At 68.3% G+C, this 19728-nt stretch carries 10 protein-coding genes; 2 read left to right on the top strand and 8 right to left on the bottom strand.

Annotation, left to right across the window (positions count from 1 at the left end; translation table 11 throughout):
- Positions 1 to 99: 99 nt before the first annotated feature.
- From pelF to AB0N66_RS26940, 3 genes are all read right to left on the bottom strand, one after another.
- Positions 100 to 1695: a GT4 family glycosyltransferase PelF gene (pelF, locus tag AB0N66_RS26950; protein WP_365439684.1), complete on the bottom strand. Its 1596-nt coding sequence runs from the start codon at positions 1693 to 1695 to the stop codon at positions 100 to 102.
- Between the two features lie 100 nt (positions 1696 to 1795).
- Complete coding sequence (locus tag AB0N66_RS26945) at positions 1796 to 3811, bottom strand: hypothetical protein (protein ID WP_365439682.1); 2016 nt, start codon at positions 3809 to 3811, stop codon at positions 1796 to 1798.
- A gap of 815 nt (positions 3812 to 4626) precedes the next feature.
- Positions 4627 to 5256 (bottom strand): TetR/AcrR family transcriptional regulator, encoded by a 630-nt coding sequence (locus tag AB0N66_RS26940; RefSeq protein ID WP_365439680.1) that lies wholly within the window; start codon positions 5254 to 5256, stop codon positions 4627 to 4629.
- Between the two features lie 461 nt (positions 5257 to 5717).
- Here AB0N66_RS26940 and AB0N66_RS26935 point away from each other — a divergent pair, with 461 nt between their 5' ends.
- Positions 5718 to 7910 (top strand): tetratricopeptide repeat protein, encoded by a 2193-nt coding sequence (locus tag AB0N66_RS26935; protein WP_365439678.1) that lies wholly within the window; start codon positions 5718 to 5720, stop codon positions 7908 to 7910.
- Between the two features lie 493 nt (positions 7911 to 8403).
- Here the strand turns inward: AB0N66_RS26935 and AB0N66_RS26930 are convergent, their stop codons facing one another.
- A complete protein-coding gene (locus AB0N66_RS26930; protein WP_365439676.1) occupies positions 8404 to 9660 on the bottom strand; it encodes a hypothetical protein in 1257 nt (418 codons plus the stop codon).
- A gap of 290 nt (positions 9661 to 9950) precedes the next feature.
- On the opposite strand from AB0N66_RS26930, the gene AB0N66_RS26925 reads away from it, so the two are divergent.
- A complete protein-coding gene (locus AB0N66_RS26925) occupies positions 9951 to 13133 on the top strand; it encodes a BTAD domain-containing putative transcriptional regulator (protein WP_365439674.1) in 3183 nt (1060 codons plus the stop codon).
- A 423-nt stretch (positions 13134 to 13556) separates the two neighbouring features.
- Here the strand turns inward: AB0N66_RS26925 and AB0N66_RS26920 are convergent, their stop codons facing one another.
- The 4 genes from AB0N66_RS26920 to cdgB all read right to left on the bottom strand — a co-directional run bounded on the left by AB0N66_RS26920 (position 13557) and on the right by cdgB (position 18262).
- Complete coding sequence (locus AB0N66_RS26920) at positions 13557 to 14165, bottom strand: hypothetical protein (protein WP_365439673.1); 609 nt, start codon at positions 14163 to 14165, stop codon at positions 13557 to 13559.
- A gap of 100 nt (positions 14166 to 14265) precedes the next feature.
- Positions 14266 to 15672, bottom strand: coding sequence for a hypothetical protein (locus AB0N66_RS26915; RefSeq protein ID WP_365439671.1), 1407 nt, complete (start codon positions 15670 to 15672; stop codon positions 14266 to 14268).
- Entirely contained in the window at positions 15669 to 16034 is a 366-nt protein-coding gene (locus tag AB0N66_RS26910; protein WP_365439669.1) for a hypothetical protein, read from the bottom strand. Before AB0N66_RS26910 ends, AB0N66_RS26915 begins: the two co-directional genes overlap by 4 nt.
- 701 nt (positions 16035 to 16735) lie before the next feature.
- Positions 16736 to 18262 (bottom strand): diguanylate cyclase CdgB, encoded by a 1527-nt coding sequence (gene cdgB, locus AB0N66_RS26905; RefSeq protein WP_365439841.1) that lies wholly within the window; start codon positions 18260 to 18262, stop codon positions 16736 to 16738.
- Positions 18263 to 19728: the final 1466 nt, after the last annotated feature.

Below are 19728 nucleotides of genomic sequence, written 5' to 3'. Positions count from 1 at the left end.
CCGAGCGAGCCTCTTGGTGCCGCTGACCCACCGCGGCAGACCGAACGGCGTACCGCTCCCGCCCGGCAGCAGACCCGGCGGCGTACCACTGCCGCTCGCTCACCCCGCCTCACCTGCCTGCCGTACGCCGTGCAGCGCGAGTTCCTGCTGTCGCTCATGCCTGTCGACGGACACCTCGGCGTACTCCTGTGCGTACTCCTCGGCGTACCTCTCTCGCCCGGTGGCGGCGTGCGTGGCGAGTTCGCCGTAGATTCCGCGGAAGGTGTCGATGGTCTGGCGGAGGGTGAACTGCTCGATCACCCTCAGTCGGGCGGCCTCGCCCATCAGGGCGCGCCGTGCCGGGTCGCGCAGGAGTTCCAGTGCCGCGCGCGCCATCGCCCGCGGCTCGCGGGGCGGTACGACGAGGCCGGTGTCGCCGACCGCCTCGTGCACTCCGCCCACGTCGGTGGAGACGGTGGCCCGCCCGCAGGACATGGCCTCGATGAGGGTGAAGGGAAAGCCCTCGCTGATGCTGGACAGCATCACCACGTTGCCGGCCGCGTACGCGTCGCGAATGTCCTCCACCCGGCCCTCGAAGACCACCGCGTCGCCGGCCCCCAACTCCGCGGCGAGCGCCTGGCAGCGTTCCCGGTAGGCCTCTCCGCCGCGCGGTGTGCCGCCGAACAGCCGCAGCCGCGCCTGCGGCAACTCCTCGCGTACGAGGACGAAGGCGCGGATCAGCGTCTCCAGGTCCTTGATCGGGTCGACCCGTCCGGCCCAGGTGAGGGTGGGCAGTTCGGGTTCAGGACCGGCGGGCGGGAAGGCGCCGGGGTCGACCCCGTTGTAGACGGTGCGTATGCGGTCAGGGGCCGTGCCGCCGTGCTCCTCCCAGCGCCGGTTGTAGCGGTTGCCCGGGGTGACTAGCGCGGCGCGGGCGTAGGTCTCCCGGGCCAGCAGCCGGAAGAAGCCGAGGAGCAGCGACTTCACCGGCCAGCGGTAACCACCCGTGCGGTAGCCGAGGTAGCGCTCGCGGAGGTAGACGCCGTGCTCGGTCAACAGCAGTGGTGTTCCGTGCAGTTGATGGGCCATCAGTCCGGGCAGTGCCGCAAGACCCCCGCTGACGGCGTGCGCGACTCCGCCCTCCGGCGGCATGACCGCGAGCGGCCGCAGCGCGTGCTCAAGGAGTTCGGTGGCGGTCAGCGCGTCGTGCAGGGTCGGCCGTGCCGCGGCCACGGGTAAGTGCGGCCGGTTCCACACCTCGGTCAGGGTGCGCAGCGCCTCCTCGGTGCGCATGGCCGCCGACAGCTCCCCCTTGCGGGCCCGGGCCGCGAGCGCGTACAGGCCGTCGGCGAAGTCAGCCCCGGCCGTCGGCGAGCCGGGCTCAAGGAGCGAGAGCAGGAACCGCTCGTAGGTGCCGAGGAAGCGGCGCAGCCGCCGGCCCCGGGGCGCGCGGCCGTCCGGAACGGGTCCCCACAGCGGGACGGAGACCAGTCCGCTGACGTTCGGGGGCAGGTCCCAGGCGAGCGACTCCTGCCCGGTCCCGGTGATCGCGACGATCCGGAAGCCGACGTCGGGCATCCCCTGCACCAACTGGTCGCACCACACGCTCACGCCGCCGTGCTGGTGCGGATACGTTCCTTCGGTGAGCAGTGTGACCACCGCCCGGTCGTTCGTGCCCGGCGGCGGCACGGCGTGCAGGATCTCTCGCGTGGACATGCGTCTCATTCCCCCCAAGGAACGGTTGGTTCAGGCCGCGGCCGTGGTCAGGGGCGCGGTCGGGCCCCGGCGGCCGATGCCGCCGGGGCGTGGCGTGCGGCTAACCGGCCGTCGCCGATGCCGCCGCCTCCAGCGAGCCGTCGGCGGTCCATCCCGACCTCGCTCCGGCGTACGGGCTGCCGAAGCCGTCCGTACCGGCGGGCAGGGTCACCGGGGCCTGCACCCCGCCGGGCGCGCTGATGGTGACGGTGTTTCCGATCCGGTAGGCGGTGACCTGTCCGCCGTCGACAGCGGCGTCCCAGGCGGCCCGGTGCGCCAGTTCGGCGCTGGTCTCACTCATCCCCTGGTTGACCAGCGGGGTGTTGTCGGCGAAGAGGCCCGCGTAGTCGCTCAGCACCTTCTCCAGGACCGGGTACGCGATCCGCTCCTCGGCCAGGTTCGACTGGTGGATGTAGTGCGGGCGCGGGTTGTTCGACAGCGCGTGGCCGAGTGCGATCCGGCTCTCGGTCGGCACGAGGTACGAGGTGTAGCCGGTCGCGGTGTCCAGCGGGGCGTCCAGGCAGGTGGTCGTCGTGGAGTTGTCGCAGATGCCGCTGCCGCCGTCGGCGGCGCTGGTGTAGATCCAGTTGTACTCGTCGACCTGCTCGGCCTGCTTGCCCGCGTTGTAGAAGATGTTGATCGGGAAGCGCGGCACCGTCAGCGCCGCGCCGACCTGCCGCTGCTGCGGGTCACGGGAGTTGTCGCTGCCCAGCGCGGTCACGCCGGTGGCGGCGAGCGCGGGCGCCAGGTTCGGGTTGTCGTCGACCTGCTGCGGAAGCACCCTCATGCCCGAGTGCTCACCCGTGACGAGCTCCGTGTTGTCGAGGTCAAGACCCTTCGTGGCGGCCCAGGTCCGGTTGTCCACGATCTGCGCGGTGATCTCCGCCTGGCTGACCCACTGCACGTTCCCTGCCGCGTCGGTGGAGCACACCCACGGCACCACGGTCACGTTCTGCACACAGCCCAGGAACGGGTGGTCGTAGGTGTGGTTGACCCACCGGAAGGCGTCCTTGTCCGCGACCAGTTGGTCGGTCAGCGCGTCCGCCCCGCCGTTCTCCTCCTTGTAGGTCTCGCTGCCCGCGCCGTTGAACATGAAGTCGAGCGTCAGACCGTGCTCCTGCGACCACTGCTTCGCGTACTGCGCGTCCGCGACCGTCATCCGGATCGGGTCCTCCGTGCCCTGGCCCTCGGGGCAGTCCACGTCTCCGGGGGTGCAGTTCAGCACGGTGTCCCACCGGTCGTCCGCGCCGAAGACGTCGTCCACGTGCACCGCGAAGTAGTTCCGGTCGGCGCCGAGATGGACGCCCTGCGTCATCCACTCCACGATTCCACGCGCGAGCAGCCGGTACTGCTGCTGGGCCTCGTTGTAGACGAACGTCACGACCAGTTCCCGGCGGCCGTCGTGCGCGTACTCCCCGATGAGCGATCCGTTGACCGCGGTGCCGGGAATGGGCGCCTCCACGTAACTCGTGAACGTGGCTCCCGCCGCCTGCTGGGCGAGCGGCACGGCCAGGTATCCGTAACTCTCGGACACATCGGCCGCGTTGTCCTCGAACGGAACCGCACCGTCGAGATACCCGAAGGGCCCCGCGAGGCCGGCGGCGGTCACCTGCGCCGTCACGCCGTCCAACGACCCCATGTACCCAGGGTTCTCGGCCCAGTTCAGCCCGACGGCCGGCTGGGCGTAGGTGTAGGCGTCGACCTGCCGGATTCCGTACGTCTGCTCGTACGCCGTCAGCGCCGTCATCTCCGCCGAGCCCGCCCCGAAGGGGTTGTCGTTCGGCAGCACCACGGCCTGGAACTTCGCCCTCGGCCGCCCGTCGACGGTGTCACTCAGGAACGCCGCGTCGATCTGCGGTCTACCCGCGTCATTAAGATCGACTTCGGTGTACGGCGTCCCCGCCCCGTCCAGCTCGGCAGCGACGGCCCCCGTGGCCGCGCCGCCGTCATCGACCACCAGCACTCTGAGGTCGATTCTCGGTTCCGTGTCGTCGGCTCTCGCCCCGGTTACCGGCGCCAAGAACGTGAGTAACAAGGACGCCGCGCAGACCGCGGCCCTACGCGAAAAACCCTGCATGATGTGCCCCCCATGGGCTGCGGCACGAATTGCCGCATGACGAGAACCGAACCAGGACAGCGAAGAACCCTCTTGCGTACCTACGCCGAGGCGAAGCAAAAAACCCTGGCAGCGAGCAGCCCCCGGCCCGTGCCGCACACATCCTCCGACGAGGTGAGGAGGTTTCGTGGGCAATTCGAAAAAGTTTCTCAGCCACCCCGCGCTTGTTAACCTTGCGTACACAAACGTTCACTCCGCGCACAGGTACTCCCCACCGAACTCCCAGGAACTGGCGGCGAGAGGAGGGCTGTTGGCGGTCGCCGGGAAGCCCGACCCTCGGGGCAGAAGGGGATGAGCTTCGGCCAATTCGGCCTCCTTCGCGGGACTCTCCGAGAAAGCCGTCGGCCGCTCCGGAAGTCACCCCCCTCCCTTTCTGCCAGCGGAAACAGGAAGTTGCCGGTGGAGTAGAGGGCGTCCGTCAGGCCCTCTCGATCCCGCCAGCGGGGCCGGTGACACGGAATACCCCTGGCCGGCACCCCGTTACCGCCGGACGACTGAGTGGATCATCGATCCCGCCCGGAGCCGTGTCCAAGGAACCGCGCCCGCGCTGCTGTCATTGCTGGTTCTGGTGGCGGTGGGTGAGGGGAACACAGCACGGGAGGCGCCGGGAGCCCCCCGGCGGTCGGCCCAACTGGCCGAGTCCCGTGGGTCCCTGCGTTAACCGGGCGGCGGAGCACCACTCCATGCCGGGCATCTCCGGCAGCGGTCCGGCGGTGACCCTCGCCCAACCGGCGGCCCACGCCGAAGGACTGCGACCGGTTCACCGCCGTTCCACCTCACGTCGCGGACGAGGTGCCGACGAGAGGACCGGCCGGGGTGTTCCAGACAGACATCGCCATGTCCACCAGGTCGTGCAGCTGCGCGCGATCCGCCCCGTCGCGCGCCTGGAGCGAGAGGCCGTTGAGGAAGGTGGTGTAGAAGGCGGCGATCTTGTCGGTGTCCGTGCCCGCGGCCAGCTCCCCGGCGTCCACCGCGGTGTCCAGGCGCGCCTTGATGGTGGTCTTGGTACGGGCACGGCACCGCAGTGCGAAGTCCCGCACGGACTCGTGGTCGGCGGTCAGGTTGGTGGCGGTGAGCACGATCATGCACCCGCGCGGCTTGCCCTCGGTGGTGAACCGGTCGACGCTCTCATGCAGCAGCGCCGCGACGGCCGCGCGGGCGGTGGGGGCCTCGTCCATGGCCCGCCGCGAGGCGTCGGCCTCGGTGCGCTCGTAGAGCCCGATGGCCTCCCGGAACAGATGTTCCTTGTTCTTGAACGCGGCATACAGGCTGGGCGGGTTGATACCCATGGCGGCACTCAGGTCGGTGGTCGAGGTGGTCGCGTAACCACGCTCCCAGAAGACCAGCATGGCCGTGTGCAGAGCCGCGTCGCGATCGAAGGCTCGGGGGCGTCCGGTGCGGGCCACATGACCTCCTTGACGGCGGATCAGCCGGTCGATAACTTCTTGTGTATAGGTTAGTACATAAGTCCTCCCGTCCACTCCCCACCGGGGTGGCGAACGAGCGGCGACGGTCAGCAACAGACTTCCCGATCCCCGGCCCCGCTCCGACCACCACTGCTGTCGGCACCATCAACTCCCTTGCACATACGGATCATTACGTGCTGGAGAGTACGTCCACGGCGGGGGCGGGGACATCCTTGTTCGGATGCGGGACCCCCGTAAGAGGGAGGGGTGAACACGCGGCGTGTCCGGCTGAGGGACGCGGGTGCTCGCTGACTCGAATGGTTCCGACGTGGTGTGACGCCGCGCAGATGCTCTCCAAGCCCGCAGAAGACGGCGATCCCCTCTCGGATCCACGGGTATCAGTCACGTATACGGAAAGGATCCATGCAGCGAATCGGTACTTACCTACACAGGGGCGGAGGGTGCGAGTGCCGAGGGACGGGCGTGAGTCCCACAACGAGTTGAGTGGCACCGTGCACGGCGCCGTCATCCAGGCAGGTGCCGTGCACGGTGGCATCCACATTCGTTCGGAGGGAAGTTCCCTCGCGCGGACTCCCTGGCAGCTTCCGCCGCTCGTGCGGGTGATCGACCGGTCAGTGGAGCTGGAGGCGCTGGAGCGGCATCGTGCCCGTGCCGCGCGGGAGGGCCGGTCGGCACTGGCCGCGGTGAGCGGACTGGGCGGAGTCGGTAAGACCACTGTCGCGCTGAGGTGGCTGCACACGCTGCGCCCGCATTTTCCGGCGGGCCAACTCCACGCGGATCTCGGGGCTCAGTCGCCGGAGGGACCGGAGCACCCGGGAGAGATACTCGCCCGCTTCCTACGGGCCTTGGGCGTCCCCGCCCAGGAGGTCCCCGCGATGCTCGCCGAACGGACAGCGCTGTATCGGTCGTTGACCGCGAACCAACGCCTGGTGGTGCTGCTTGACGACGCCGCGACCGCGGCCCAGGTACGGCCGTTGCTGCCTGCGGGCGGAAGCGTTACCGCGGTGACCAGCCGCAGGCGGCTGCCGGGGCTGACGGTCGACGGCTGCTATCCCGTCCACTTGGAACCACTCGCCCCCGAGGCGGCGGTCGAACTGCTCGCGGACACCCTTTCGGACGGGCGGGTGACCGAGCAGCCCGAAGACGCCCGCGCCCTGGTCGAGTTGTGCGCCGGGCTGCCGTTGGCCGTTCGTGTCGCCGGTGCCCGGCTCGCGGCGCGCCCCGAGCGGGGTATCACCACGATGGTCCGCGCGCTCGCGAAGGAGCATCAACGACTGGAGGCACTGGCCATCGACGGCGACCACAACGTCCGTGCGGCGCTGGATCTGTCGTATCAGGCGTTGCCTCCTTCAGCTGCCCGGCTCTACCGGCTGCTGGGGCTGCACCCCGGTCGGGAGTTCGACGGCTCGGTGGTCGCGGCGTTGTCCGGCGCGGAGCAGGATGCCGCCGAGCAGGATGCCCAGGAACGGGATACCGAGGAACGGGATGCCACGGAGTTGCTGGAAGTGCTCCATGACGCAAGCCTGCTCGTCGATGCCGCTGGAGAACGTCATCGCTTTCACGATCTCGTACGGCTGCACGCCACCGCGAAGGCGAGGGAAGACGAATCGCCTCAGGAACGCACGAAGGCGATGCGCCGCATCGCCGATCACTACCTTGCGAGCGCCACTCGCGCCGAGGAGATCATCGACCCCCAGCACCGGACCATGGCCCGGGACTACGGGACCGCTCGGGTGATCATCGCGGATGTGGGCCCCGACTCCGAAGCCGCTCTGGACTGGATGGAGCGTGAGTTACCCACGCTGATGGCCGTGATCCACCAGGCTCGTTCCGCCGGATTCCCGACCGTCTGCTGGCAGCTTGCCGATGCCATGTGGCCGCTCTTCCTGCGGCGGAAGTTCTACGACGACTGGTGCGCCGCGCATCAGGAAGGGCTGGCGGCAGCACGGGAACTGGGAGACGCGGCCGCTGAATGCCGGATGCTCACCTCCGGCGGAGTGGGGGAACTCGGTGCCGGGAACCCCGACCGCGCCTTGGAGATGTTCGAGCAGGCGGCGCAACTGTTTCTGAACAGCGGCGATCGGCTCGGTCAGGCCCGCACACTCAACTACCGCGGCCTCGCCCTCCACCGGCTCGGGCGTCCGAACGAGGCCGCAGAGTTCTTCCTGCGCGCCACCACAGAACTGCCGGCGAACGGAGACCAGCGAGCCGGCGGGTTGGCCAGGCTCAACCTCGCCGATGTCGCGCTCGCCACAGGGCAGGCCGAGGAGGCAGTCCACCATGCCGGTGTCGCTCGCACCACACTTCGAGGAACGGGCGACACCTACAACGCAGCGCGCGCGGCCACGCTCCTGGGCCGTGCGCATCTCGTTCTGAACCGACTCGACCAGGCAGGGGAACTGCTGTCCTCAGCACTGGCGGCGCTGCGTGGCATGTCAGCGAACTACGAGACGGCCCGCACCCTCGGGAGCCTGGCCGAGGTCGCCGAGCGACGCGGGCAGACGCACCTCGCCCGGGACCGCTACCAAGAGGCGCTGGACCTCTACTCCTCAGTCGGCCGGTCGCTATCGGACGAGGCCGAGGCAACTCGACACCGGCTCCGACAACTGGAGAGCGGCGAGCCCGGGGTCTGAGTCCCCAGGAGGCACACCGCAGCGGAACCCAGAGCATCAGCGGGCAGCCCGGCCACCAGACAGGAATGAGCCAGTGAGGCGGCGGTTTCCCACACCCCGTCCGCCTGTCTCGGTCCGCCGGCCTCGAGCTCAAGTACGTGGCCATCCGAGCCGAGTTGTATCCAGCAGTGGGGGCCATGGTGCACCGCCACCACCAGAGCACCTGGATGGGCCGCGGCCAGCTGAGCGGCCTTCCACGCTCCCACGCCGTGCTCGATCAGCACGTCGCCGAAAACGGGCCACCGTTCCTGCACGGAGAGTTCCTGTGCAGAGAATTCCTGTGCGGAAGGTTCCTGTGCGGAAGGTTCCTGTGCGGAAAGCCGGACTCTGACGTGCTCGTCCAGCGACAGAGTCCCGGAAGCCGAGTTCAGCAGCACGGTCCGGATCCGGTGTGCGGGACTCCGAACACCTGTGGTCATGGTCACCACCGTCTGGGACACCACAGCAAGAAGAGTCATCGTGGCATCACGCTGCCGGGTTCGTCGTAGCGCACCGCCAGCGGGAGCCGCGCGGGTTCCGTGGTCGTCCGGGCGGCAGGTGCTCGCAGGTGCAGCTTCCGGTAGAGCAACGCGCGCATCCTTCGCGCGAACCGGCCGGGTTCAGAGGTGATCCGGGCTGCAACTCGCTCGTACTGATGCGAACGACGTGTCACGGAACTCCGCTTGAGCTGCGGGCACACCGGACGATCTCCGTGCAGCCGTGGTGCGAAGGACATGAGTTCAGCCATCGGCGAGCCTGGATCCACGTCGGCTTCGGAGCGGCCCGCCATCAGCACCGGCACACCGGTCATCGCCCCGTAGAGCGAAACCGAGCCGTGATCGCCCACTATGTGATCGGCGGCGACGACCGTTCCGGCCCAGTCCCCGTGGGGGCTGACCAGGATCAGGCCCGAGCGGGCCAACTCTGCGAGCCAGGCACGGACCTGCCAGTCGCCATGCGCGTTCCACACATGAGGATGGAGGAGCGCGGCGATCCGGTAGTCATCTGCGGGCAGTTCGGTGACCAGCCTCTCCAGCGTGCCCCACCCCTGCCCCAGAAGTGAGTCGGGCCCCCAGGTGGAACAGACGAGGACCAGCTGCTGCCGGGCCCTGACCCCCAATGCCTCCCGGTACAAAGCCCGGGAAGGGAGACTCGCGGCGATACGATCGAAACACGGGTCGCCCACCACTTCCGCCACCGGCAGAGCCTCGGGACATTCGCGGCCAAGCCTGGCCAACTCCTCGTGATGGGCCAGAACGATCACTTCGGGCACCACCGCACCGTCCCGCACCAACCCCTGCCTGCTGAGCCCGTACACACCCCGCTGCGCAACCGGACGGCCACGCTGCACGACTGGGGTGAACTTGTTGTGTCCGGCCCCGTGCGGAAGTACGACGACAGGTGCCTGCAGGTCGTGCAGGCTGCCGTGACTGGCGGCCAGCGCAAGGTCGAAGTTCGTCTGTACCGCCTGGCTCCAAGGCAGCACGAGACCGCCCAGCCGTTCGAGAAACTCACTCACCCCGTTGCTGAACACGTCGGGTGCCTGGGTGAAGAAGGTCTGCACCCTGACGTCACCTTCCAGCAGGCGTATCGCGTCGAGTAATCGCTGGCCCGATATCACGGTGTGCACCACGACCAGAACTCTTCTGCGAGTCCGGCGAGTGGCCCAGCGTTCGACATCCAGCCGCACCGGCACATGCCGCCAGTGCGGCTCCGGCACTGTCACGCTCATCGTTGAGATCCCCCGGTTCTTCCTTCATGGTCTTCGCGGCCGCGCCCTTTCGCGGCCGATGACAGGGGGATGCCCGGAGGGTTGGATGGTGGGCTTGCAGGAATCCTGCACTCCTGGGCGAACTCCTGAGGAACGGCGATCGCGCAACCACGTCTGTGCGCCCGTCGCGCTTCAGTGCGCCTGCGACTCCACCCCTGCCCCCATGCAACATCCATAGAACAGTGGTACGAGTCACACAGATTTACGGACGTTGCCGAAGGCCGTGGGAAGAAGCGCACCCGTCGGGGGTGATGGTGGAACTTCTTGCTCTGGGACCTCTTGAACTCTGGCACGACCAGCAGCAGTGCGATCTCGGATCGCTGAAGGAACGCTGTGTGCTGGCCGTACTGATCCACGCCCGCGGTGAGCCGGTCCCGGCGGACACGCTGATGGACCGGGTCTGGGACGGCGATCCACCTCCGACTGCCATGGCCACACTGCACAGTTACCTCTCCAGGCTCCGCGGGCGGCTGCGCCGGGCCGTCGGCGACAGGGCGCGACTGGAACGGCCTTCTCCCCGGCTGTACCAACTGCGTGCCGATCCGGAGGACATCGACCTGCTGCGCTTCCAACGGCTGCGATCGGACGCTGTGGCCGCGGCCGCACGGGGCGAACGCGAGCTGGCCATCGGGCTGTTGCGTACCGCCGAAGCTCTGTGGCGGAGCGAGCCGTTGACCGAGTTCACCGACAGCTCCTGGGCGCAATCGGCACGTGCCCGGCTGATCGAGGACCATCGCCGAGTGCGCGAGGAACGGATCAGCCTGGAAATGGAGTTGGGCCGGCACGCGGACCTCGTCGGCGAACTCCAGGAACTCGCCTCGCAGAATCCTTTCGCTCAGAAGGTGATCGGCTCCTTGATGCTGGTTCTGTACCGCTCCGGACGTCACGACGAAGCACTTGCCGTCTATCGGAACGCGCGCGGCCGATTACATGAGAGCCAGGGCATCGAGCCGACCGCGGAGCTCCAGCAGCTTCACCTCCGCATGCTCGAACAGGACCGCGGCCTGCTGCAAACAGAGACCGGACCCCCGGCTCCGGCCCCCACCCCGGAGCCCCGCAACTGCCTGCCGCGCGACATCCGGGATTTCACCGGCCGGGTCGGCGAGCTGCGCATCCTGCTCGCCGAATCCGCAGCCGAGGACGACGCGACGACCGCTCTACCGGTCACCGTCATCCACGGAATGCCCGGTATCGGCAAGACATCCCTGGCCGTGCACGCCGGGCACAAGTTGTCCACGGCCTATCCGGACAGCCAGTTCTACGTGGACATGCGGGGCTACAGCGGTCAGCAGCCACTCGATCCGGCGGACGCCCTGGCCAACCTGCTGCACGCGGCCGGATGGCCCGGCGAACTGCCCACCACACTGGACGAACGAGCGACCAGATGGCGCGAGTGGACTGCTCGACGCCGCGCGCTCGTGATCCTCGACAACGTGCGGGACGCCGCTCAGATCAGCCCCTTGTTGCCCGGCTCCCCCACCTGCCGCGTCCTCGTGACCACCCGGAGCCGGCTGGCCGGACTGGACGGCGCCACGTCCCTGTTCGTGGACACCCTGTCCAGGGCGGAGGCAGCGGCCCTCTTCACCCGGATCGTCGGCGCGTCACGAGTGTCCACCGAGCCCGGCGGCCTGCAGCAGATCGTGGACGCCTGTGCGTGTCACCCCTTGGCCCTCCAGGTCCTGGCGAGCCGTTTCCGCCACCGGGACTCGTGGGACCTGCAACACCTGCTCGACCGGCTGGCACAGGCGACCGACCCGCTCCAGGAGTTCGACACCCTGATCAGCGCGGTCTTCCAGTTCTCGTACACGGAACTCAGCGGTCCGGCGCGAGAACTGTTCCGCCTCCTCGCCCTGCACACCGGCCCCGACATCGCTCTCCAGGCAGCAGCCGCGCTGGCCGGCCCGGACTTCGGGACAGCACCGGAGCTGTTGGAGCGATGCGTCGAGGAACTGCTCGACTCCAGCCTGCTGGAGGAGCCGGTACGCGGGCGGTACCGGCTGCACGATCTGACCCGGGCCTTCGCCCTGCAGGTCTGCTTCCACACGGATTCGGAGACGGTCCGGCAAGCCGCGGTCGGCCGTCTCATCGCCCACTACGTCACCACCGCGCACCGGGCCGACCGGCTTGCCCATCCCCATCGACGTGCACTGCCCCTGCCCCTGCCCCTGCCCTTTCCCCTGAAAGAGGAGTCCCTCTGCCCGCTGATGTTCTCCAGCGCGGACGAGGCCTCGGTGTGGCTGACCGTGGAGCGCGCCAATCTCGTTGCGGTCGCGCGTACGGCCGCCGCCGAACACCCGGAGTACGCCGCGCTGTTCCCGAGCGTCCTGGCGAGATCCCTCAAGCTGTGGGGCGCATGGGACATCGCGGCCGAACTCTTCGAAGCGGCCGTACCGGCCCTCCGTGCGTCCGCCGACCGTTCAGCACTCGCCCAGACCCTGACGGACCACGCGGATCTACTGGCCCAGCGAAACCACGGTGAGGCCCTGCGTCGTGCGACCGAGGCACTCTCGATCTATGAGGACCTGCACGACACGCAAGGCAGTGCCGACGCCCTTTTCCAGATGGGCCGTGCCCACCTCGCGGCGGGCCACGGCGACACGGCGTTGCGTGTCCTGGAACAGTCACTGGCTCTGTACCGCGAGGCCGGAGACCGCTCCGGAGAGGCCGACTGCCTCAATGTCGAGGGGATGGTGCTGTACTACGCCGGGCAGTACGGCGAGGCCCTCCACAGGGTCCAGTTGATGGAGACGATCTACGAAGAGCTGCCCGATCCGTACGGATTGGCACAAGCTCTGAACAACCGGGGCGAACTTCACTATCTCCAGCGTCGCTACGCCGACGCCCGTGACTGCTACGAACGGTCCCTGATCCTGATGCGGCAGCACGGCGGGCGCCCTGACCTGGCCATTCTCGATGTCAACCTCGGTGCTGTGCACCAAGCCGTCGGCGAGACGGACCGGGCACTCGCCTACTTCCAGAGGGCGCTCGCCGCCCATCGAGCCAGCGGCGACGCGTTGGGGGAAGCCGACGTTCTGATCAGCCTGGGGACGACCTACGCCCAGTCAGGACGCCGAGGCGAAGCCTTGCTGCATCTGACCATGGCGGAACGGGTTGCCACCAGCATCGACAATCCGTACGAGAGATTACGCGCGTTGATCGCCGGCGCCGACGTCCAGCGTGAATCGGGGCGGCTCGATATCGCGTCCAAGGGCTACGAGCAGGCTCTTGAGGTGGCCGGGCGTATCAACTTCCCCATGGGATCAGCCCATGCGCTCGCGGGACTCGCTCGGACCGCTTCCCTGTCCCGTCGCCCCGCCGAGCGGACCGGCGAGTACGGCGAACAAGCCGTAGCTCTCTATCGACGTCTCGGCGCGGAGGCGGAAGCGGCGAAGCTGCTCCAGTTCCTGACGAGGCACAAATCGACCGGCTCCTGAGCCCCCTCCCAGGAGCCGGCACTTCCACTCTCCATGCCTTGGTCAGCCGAGAACCCGGCTGCCGACGTCTACGCCGGTGTCCCCCACATCCACCGGAGCACCACCGGCGTCATGTAGGCGACGGCCAAGACCGAGATGGAGACAACGTACGTCTTGTGCAGCTTCAATTCGCTTCCTTGCGACTCGTGCTGGGCCAGGTCCGACGCGAACGATCACGCCGACGTACAGAAGCTAGCCATGATCGGCAGCCCAGCGCGACAAGTTTGCGGAAGTCGCTCATATGCGCTAGAAGCTCACCGCAAGCGCGTGTGTTCCACACCGGGAGGAGCTGCAGCACCGACGCCCCTTCGGGGCGGCCATGAGCAGAGGCCAGGGAGGCGGACGACCCGTACGCCTCTGCCCCGCGATCGGCAGAACCACCGCTCAGCGCGCTGCCCCCGTACCCCGCTCGGGGGGTACCGAGTCCGAGCCGTTGAAGGTCAGCCCGAAGAATCGCTCGCCCTGGAGCACTGGCCCGTTCTGCACACCTCCGCTGATGGTGTTGTGCACCGTGCCGGACGGTTCCCTGCTGTCGTCCGGGGCAATCTCCGCCAACAGAGACCTCAGTTCCTCCACGGCTCCGGGATCGGCCTGCAGCGCCCGCCTCAAACGCGTCCGCCAGGCCGCCTCGATGTCCGCGGCAGCGTCTTCATCTTCCGCTGCACGAGCCGCCGACAACTCGCGCTGCGACAGGCGCAGTTCCTCGTCAACAGCACGTTCATCGCCGTCGCGGGCAAAGAACCGCGTCAGCCGGTCCCGCGTCTGGGCCCAGCCCTCCGACACCATGAGCCCCACCAGCGTGGTGGCCCCGGACGCCGCCAGCGCCGCCAACTCAGCTTCCATCGAAACCCCCTGCATCCATGCGCTGTTGAACCCGTATAGCCACGGTAGAGAGACCTCAAAGGCTTGAGTAGTCCAACGCTCCGGGATGCGCTTTGCAGTGATCCGAGTCTGATGCAGGCTCCGGACGGCACCGAGTTGGGCGGAGCCCACGGCCTGTACCGAGTCGGGTTACGACGGCGGCACATCACCGTCCGGGCAGTACACATCGGCCTGTTCAGGACTCAAGATTGACGCTCGCTGTCCATCAGCCTCAACTGAAACGGCGAGGCTGGGTACTGGCGGCTGGCGCTTGGCCGGTCTCCCCGCCCAGAGGCTCGCCGACCAGCGTTGCCGCCACGATCGCGTAGCTGAGCAAGCGGTCATGCGGGATCTCGCGGGCGCTGAAGGCGGCTCGCAGCTTCAAGTACAGGGCATTGAAGGTCAGCGGCTGCTCCGGATCGCACAGGGCGCCGATGTTTCCCTTCGGCACGCCCCACGTCCGCAGCGCCCCCGCCGGATCACCCTCAGCGGCGAGCCGGGCGCCGTCCGCGAGCCAGGGCTCGCCGAGCTCGTGGCCCGCCTGGTCGAAGAGGCTCAGGTACCACTCCCGCGAGCGGCACTGGAGCGCGTCGCAGACCTCGATGGTCCTCAGATACGAGGGGTCGAGCGGGGTGTGGATGGGGGCCGACCCGAACATCGCGGGGGTGAAAGAGACGGCTCCCTCCCCGATGCCGGAGGCGGCCTCGGTCACTGCCAGGGCCAGGTCGAGGGCTTCCTGGGCGAGTTTGCGCTCCTTGGGGTTCATCTCCCGCAGTAGCGCGGCCGCCCGCTGCCGGGCGGGCGGATGGCTCGCGCCCCGGCGGACGAAGAGCGCCCGCTCGGTAACGTGCACGGCCAGCATCCCGATGGCGGCTCCGGCCGCCCCGAGAGCAGCCTCCCCGCCCTCTGGCGGCAATTCGTCGAAGAGCCGCTCGCACGCTCGCCGGACGGCCCGCAGCGCGTGCAGGTCGGCCTCCGTCTCAAGCTGGTGGCTTTCCGAACAGACGGGCAGGTACTCGTCGGGTGCGAAGGCGCTCACCGAGGACGCGTGCGCCAGGACGTAGTGCGCGAGTTCGTGGGCCAGGACGAACTGTGCGGCCAGGTACTGAAAAAGGGCGGCCTGCTGCGCAGCCACCGGTTCCAGCCGGATCTCCATTTTCCCCGCGATCCCGAACACCCGCTGCTGCGTGCTGTAGTAACGCAGCAGTCCGGCCAGCACCTGCGGCTCGGGGCCGCGCTGCCCGACGAGCCCCAGGGCCTGGGCGTACAAGCCGCACAGGCTGAGGGTGGCATCCGAGACGGTGACGAGTCCCGAGCCGTCGGTGAAGCGTGTCATCCGGGCAGAGAACGTGTCGCGTTTGAGGGCTACGACCCACACGTCGTCCAGGGTCGTGCGGCTCGCCCCGAGGTCGACCAGGGCGTCCTTCATCTCCCGGGTCAGCTCCGCCAGCATCTCGCCGATGGGGTCGTCCGGGGATCGGGGTCCGGTCGCGCCGAACTCGGCCATCATCGTGTCGAGCTCTCGCAGCCCATGGTCGTCGCCCAGCTCCGTCAACCGCTCGCGCATCTGACCGAACTGCCGGGCCCGGTTGACCTTCAGCTTCTCGTACTGCCGGAAAGCGAGGCTCCCGCCGCTCACGCGGAGAGCTCCGGCGCCGGGGCGTTACGGCAGAACACGCCGAGCCCGACCCTGCCCACGAGTACCGCGATCAGGACGGCGGTCTTGGCGTCGCCCGCGAAGTCGGCAATCAGTTCCTGCACGGTGAACGCGTCGATGAGCCGGTCCGTCGACGTCGTACCGAGAAACGCCTGCGCCTTCTCGTGGTGGCAGATTCGGCGCTGGAGTTCGGTGTGCTTGTCCGCGAACCACTCCTTGCCGAACTCCCGGTGGCTCTCCTCGTCCTCCGGCGACAGGCCAAGACCCTCGCCCAGAAGTTCCGCCCCCAGCAAGGCATACAGCTCGTCGTCGGTCTTGTCCCAGTAGCTCTCGACCGTGATCATGAGTCCCGCCTCCGCACGCTCGCACGACTACCGACCGGCGGCACGCTACTCGTCCCGGCCACCGCCTGAGGGTTGATCGACGCAATGACCATCCTCGGGCAACCGTGCCTGTGAGCCGGCCGGTGACGGTGTGGTCAGTGCAGACGAGTCGGGCTGTACGCCGGGTCTATCCGAGACATCCTTTTTTGACCTGTGCCTTGCGAGCCGGATCGGCTGTGACCTGCTAGGTCGGGTTGCAGAGGCAATCGGAGGCAGTCAGAGGAAAACGCTCTGATTCGACTCCGGTTCGAACCGAGCTGCTCGGAGTCAGTCAGAGGCAATCGCGCTCTGATCTGGCTCCGAGTCGGCCCAGGTCGGACGGTGTTGATCAGGCTGTGAACCTGCTGACGGCACTTCGAATCGACCTCGGTCGAGCCGTGATGGGGATGCCTGCCTCCGGCATCGGAGCGAGGTATACGAATGCCTCCAGGATGGCCACCTGGAGGCTTCGGTGGCACCGATTGGAGGTCGGTACCGGACACCACCCGTGGTTCTAGCAGGCCGGGTGGCGTATCCGTCCTTGCGGGACGGCTTCGCAGTGCCACACAGCACCTACCAGGCAGATTCTTCCCGACGGCCATTTCACCCATGCGAGCGACTGGGCCTTCACAAGCTGCCTAACGCCGTACCCGTTCGGCGCACCGGCCCTTGGAAACCTGCGCTCACGACGCGAACTCGCGGGCCGCCCGCAGAATGTCATCAGAAGCCATCCCGCACCGGGCCCATGCGATGCCGACACCTGCGTGCATGCGCACGGCCTGGTCGCCCAGGGAGATCGGCAGGTGGATCTGGGACTGCAGCCACACCGCGACAGTCTGTGCGTTGGAGGGGCCGAGGTCAGCAGCGAGAACGACGAATTCGTCACCGCCGTACCGGGCGACCGTGTCGCCGTCGCGTACGGCTTGACTGAGCCGCCGGGCGACCTCGACGAGGACGGCGTCCCCTGCGTCGTGCCCGAAACTGGTGTTGATCGCCTTGAAGTCGCGGAGGGCGAAGAAGATCACGGTCAAGCCACGAGTGTTGTCGTCCACGGGGGCCAGTACGTGGTCGGCATGGCCGAGGTAGAGGCGGTCAACTCCCTCTGCGGCCGTGTCCGACCCCTCCTCCCGGAGCGTGCACAGCTGGGCGTCGATACGGGCGTGCAACTCGGCGGAGTTCGGCAGGCCGGTAAGGGCGTCGTGCGAGGCGCGGTGGGCAAGATCGAACTCGCGGTGCTTGCGCTCCTCGATGTTCTCGACGTGAGTGAGCAGGAAGCGGGGGCCGTCGTGGGCATCCGCGACCACGCTGTTGCGCAGTGAGACCCACAGGTAGGTTCCGTCGCGGCGCCCCAGGCGCACTTCGGCGTGCCCGCCCTCTGCGCTGGTGCGGAGAAAGGTTTCTAGGTCTTCGGGGTGGATGAGGTCGGAGAACGCGTAGCGGCGCATGGCGGAGGCCGGGCGGCCCACCAAGCGGCACAGCGCGTCGTTCGTCCGGATGATGCGGCCGTGCTCGTCGCCGCCCATCGCGGCGATGGCCATGCCGGCGGGGGCGTACTCGAAGGCCTGCCGGAAGCTCTCCTCGCTGGCGCGCAGGGTCTGTTGCTCCAGTTCCAACCGGACAAGTGCGCGCTGCATATTCGCGCGCAGACCCGCGTTACTGATCGCTATGCCGGCCTGGAAGGCATACTCCTCCAGATCCCGGCGCTCGTCCGGCCTGGGACGGCGACGGGTGAGGGGCCAGTCCACGGAGATCACACCGACCAGCTCATCGCGGGAGGTGCCTGAAGCACTACGGTTGTACATGGGTGCGAAGAGGCGGTCGGCGGGGTGCCACTCGTCCTCGAAGCGGGGCTCGGGACCGTCGGTGTACCACTGCGGTACGTCGTCCTCGTCGAGGACCCAGCCCTCGGTGTGGGGTATGAAGCGCAGGTCGCCCCAGGCCTCGCCCATGGTCAGCCGACGGTCCCAGGAGGCGCGGGAGCCGACGCGGCCGGCGATGAGGGCCTCGGCGGCGGAGTTACCGGCGAACGCGGCGCACACGAGGTCGCCGTCCGGGCGTACGAGGTTGACACACGCAAGCTCGTAGCCGAGACCGGTCACCACTCCGTCCGCGACGGTCTGCAGCGTGTCCGCCAGACTGCGGGCGAGATGGAGATCTTGGACCGCGGCCTGCAGGTTGTGACTCTTGTCGATGGCGAGTGCGCTGCGGATGGCGAACTCAGCGGCGACTGACAGATCGGCTTCCTGGAATGCTTGCCCGGAGGGGTAACGCAGGAGGACCGCTGCGCCGATGATCCGCCTGCGACCGTGCAGGGGCACGAGGACGGTGCGGGCTCCGCCGGGTTTATGCCCCTCACCGAGCAGTTCCGGCAGCGCGGCGCCACCGACCGGCGCGTCGGTGGCGACCGGCAGTGCTCCGTTCAGTACTTCGAGGAGCGCGCTGCCGGGGCGTACCTCGCACGACGCGGCACCGCCTCCGGCGTGAAGCGGGTGCACTTGTTGCAGCCGCAGCACCAGCGGACCCACCTGATTCTCGTCGCCCACTGGGATCGGGTCCCGCAGATAGACCATGACCGCATCGGCGATGGTGGGGACGACGGCTCGGCACAGCCGCGTCACGATGTCCTCCGGGTCTCTTCCCTCCGTGATCCGGCGGACCGCCTCGGAGATGTCCCCTTGGGCGTCGGCGACCGGAGGCCGTGGGGATTCGAGTGCAGGGAAGGATGCCTCCTGGTTGGTCGGTGGGTTGTTCGGGGTTGTTCCAGACAACTTGAAGGCCTGTCCGGGCACGGAGACCCCGACTTCCGCCGCAGAAGTCGAGGGAATCGAGGACGACCAGTAACCCACCTTGTCAGCGGCCTGCTGAACTGCCTCGTGCCCCTCGTCAAGGACGGCGCGCGCCTTCTCCAGCGCCCGGTCCACGTCGTTGAGCGCGGCATCGTCGGGGCTGAGTGTGTACAGATCGGGCCCGGGCAGGAGCGGCTCTGGCTCCTGCATCCGGGAGGGCCCGTCCTCGCCCATGCGGAGCCTCAACTCGGCCAGCTCGGCCTCCAGCTCGTGGATGCGCCGCGCCGCGTGGTCAGCGACCTGCTGGGCTATGCCCCGCTCCCGCTCGGCGCGAACCAACTGTTCGCGTAGTTCCGTCTCCTGCCGGTGCGCACGGGACAGTAGCTCCACCACCCCCTGCCCGCCGGGGAGTTCGACCGTCACCGGCTCCAGCGAGTCGAGCCGGCGCCTCAGTTCGACGACCTTTGCCTGGGCCTGACCGAGCATGACGAACAACAACGTGGCGATTGACAGGGCCTGTTGCCGACCGTGCTCGCCGGCCTCATAGGCCTGCCGAGCGCGCTGCATCTCCTGGAGGACCTCGATGGTGCGGTCCTTGGCCGCCAGCAACTCCCGGGCGGGTACAAGCTCTTGTGCCTCCGTGATCGCCGTGGGGTTCGTGCCCGCTCGGTCCCACAGCGCCCTCGCCTCCCCGAGGCGTCGCCGGGAAAGGTCGGCCTGTTCGTGGGGAAAACACACATCGGCGACGGCCTCGACAAGATCCCACGCCAGCGACTCGCCGGACAGCTGGTCACGTAACCGGCGCAACTCGGGCACCGCCCTGGCGACGAAGTGCTCGGGAGTGAGCCGTGCATGCAACTCCCGAACAGACACAACCGATTCATCGAGCC

Origin of the sequence: Streptomyces sp. NPDC093544 (genome assembly GCF_040683495.1) — a bacterium.
Classification (GTDB): Bacteria; Actinomycetota; Actinomycetes; order Streptomycetales; family Streptomycetaceae; genus Streptomyces.
The sequence above is the reverse complement of the archived record's forward strand: the minus strand, read 5'-3'. Positions and strand labels throughout refer to the sequence as shown.

What these genes read in the sequence shown, in the direction of transcription:
- pelF (WP_365439684.1), bottom strand. Translation starts at nt 1,695, where the DNA reads ATGTCCACGCGAGAGATCCTGCACGCCGTGCCGCCGCCGGGCACGAAC.
- AB0N66_RS26945 (WP_365439682.1), bottom strand. Translation starts at nt 3,811, where the DNA reads ATGCAGGGTTTTTCGCGTAGGGCCGCGGTCTGCGCGGCGTCCTTGTTA.
- AB0N66_RS26930 (WP_365439676.1), bottom strand. Translation starts at nt 9,660, where the DNA reads ATGAGCGTGACAGTGCCGGAGCCGCACTGGCGGCATGTGCCGGTGCGG.
- AB0N66_RS26925 (WP_365439674.1), top strand. Translation starts at nt 9,951, where the DNA reads ATGGTGGAACTTCTTGCTCTGGGACCTCTTGAACTCTGGCACGACCAG.
- AB0N66_RS26910 (WP_365439669.1), bottom strand. Translation starts at nt 16,034, where the DNA reads ATGATCACGGTCGAGAGCTACTGGGACAAGACCGACGACGAGCTGTAT.